The sequence below is a fragment of the Frankia sp. AiPs1 genome, assembly GCF_023716945.1.
Classification (GTDB): domain Bacteria; phylum Actinomycetota; class Actinomycetes; order Frankiales; family Frankiaceae; genus Frankia.
Map to the genome: position 1 here is coordinate 1 of NZ_JAMQQF010000811.1, position 1,939 is coordinate 1,939.

At 71.7% G+C, this 1,939-nt stretch carries 2 protein-coding genes; both read left to right on the forward strand.

The window, feature by feature from the left end; all coding sequences use genetic code 11:
* On the forward strand, positions 1–600 hold a 600-nt coding region (locus ND748_RS30915), incomplete at its 5' end, for a glutamate ligase domain-containing protein (RefSeq protein WP_285902952.1).
* Positions 601–658: 58 nt separating this feature from the next.
* Complete coding sequence (gene mraY, locus ND748_RS30920) at positions 659–1,726, forward strand: phospho-N-acetylmuramoyl-pentapeptide-transferase (RefSeq protein WP_251749848.1); 1,068 nt, start codon at positions 659–661, stop codon at positions 1,724–1,726.
* Positions 1,727–1,939: the final 213 nt, after the last annotated feature.

The window sequence follows — 1,939 nt, forward strand, 5'->3', positions numbered from 1 at the left end:
CGCCACCGGGTCACCCTCGGCCTCGTCGGCGCGCACCAGGTGCCCAACGCGCTCGCGGCGGCCGCCGTCGCCCTGCGCCTGGGCCTGAGCCCCGCACGGACCGCGGCGGCTCTCGGCGCGGCGCGGGCGCGCAGCCGCTGGCGGATGGAGGTCACCCGGACCGCCGCCGGGGTCGTCGTCGTCAACGACTCCTACAACGCCAACCCCGAGTCGATGCGCGCCGCCCTGGCGACGCTGGTCGACATGCGCGGGGCGGGCCGGGCGATCGCGGTGCTCGGCGGGATGGGGGAGCTCGGCGACGCCGCCGACGACGCGCACGACGCGCTCGGCCGGCTCGCCGTCCGGCTCGGGATCGACCAGGTGATCGCGGTGGGGCCGGCGGCCCGGCGCATCGGACTCGCGGCGTCGCTGGAGGGCTCCTGGGCCGGCGAGTCGCGGTGGGTGGCGGACGCCGACGAGGCGGTGACGACGGTGGTCGCGCTCGCCCGGCCGGACGATGTCGTGCTGGTCAAGGCCAGCCGGTCCTACGGTCTGGAGCGCGTCGCCGAGGACGTGGTGACGAGGTTCGGCGTGGTCGGCGCCGGGATCGAGGGGGCATGAGGACGGACCGCTGGCTGCACTGTGGCCACCGAGGCGGACGCGCGCGGGTGACATCCGCGTGAGAGGCGTTCTTATCGCGGCCATGGTCGCGTTGGTCGTGTCGTTGCTCGGAACCCCCTGGGTGATCCGGTTCTTTCGCCGGCAGGGGTACGGGCAGGAGATCCGCGAGGACGGCCCGTCGAGCCATCTGATGAAGCGCGGCACGCCCACCATGGGCGGCACCGTGATCATCGTGGCGACCCTGGTCGGCTACTTCCTGGCCCACCTGGTGACCGGAATCGGCTTCACCGCCTCGGGGCTGCTCGTCCTGCTGGTGATGACCGGACTCGGCGTCGTGGGTTTCCTCGACGACTACATCAAGATCCGCAAGCAGCGGAGTCTCGGGCTCACCGCCCGGATGAAGTTCGCCGGCCAGGCCGCGGTCGCGCTCGCGTTCGGCCTGCTCGCGGTCCGGTTCAAGAACGACGCCGGGCTGCTGCCGGGGTCGACGTACATCTCGATCGTGCGCGACACGTCCCTGACGGTCGGCATCATCGGCTTCCCGCTGCTGGCCTGGATCATCATCGCCGCGACGTCGAACGCGGTGAACCTCACCGACGGTCTCGACGGCCTGGCCGCCGGCACGTCTGCGATGGTCTTCGGCGCCTATGTGGTCATCTCGTTCTGGCAGTTCGGCAACCTGTGCGAGCCGGGGGACTCGCCGGCCGGCTGCTACGCGGTGCGCGACCCGTTGGACGTGGCGCTGGTCGCGGCGGCGGCGATGGGGGCCTGCTTCGGGTTCCTGTGGTGGAACGCCAGCCCGGCGAAGATCTTCATGGGGGACACCGGCTCGCTCGCGCTCGGCGGCGCGTTCGCCAGCATCGCCATCGTCAGCCGGACCGAGCTGCTGCTCGTCGTCCTCGGTGGCCTGTTCGTCATCGAGACCCTGTCGGTGCTGATCCAGGTGGCGTTCTTCAAGGCGACGAAGAAACGCGTGTTCAACATGGCACCGATCCACCATCACTTCGAACTCGCCGAATGGCCCGAGACAACGGTGATCATCCGCTTCTGGATCGTCTCCGGCCTCGCGGTGGCCTTCGGGCTCGGCCTGTTCTATGCCGAGTTCCTCTCCCACGGCAATGGTTAGCCCCCTGGAGCCTGCTGGCCCCCTGGAGCCTGCTGGCCTCGTGGAGTCTCCAGGCCCCCTGGAGTCTCCAGGCCCCCTGGAGTCTGCTGGACCCGGGGCCGCAGCGCAGCCGCGCGACTGGACGGGGCTGCCCGTGCTGGTCGTCGGGGTGGGGGTGTCGGGGTTCGCCGCGGCCCGGGCGCTGCTCGCCCGCGGTGCCCGGGTGCGGGTCGT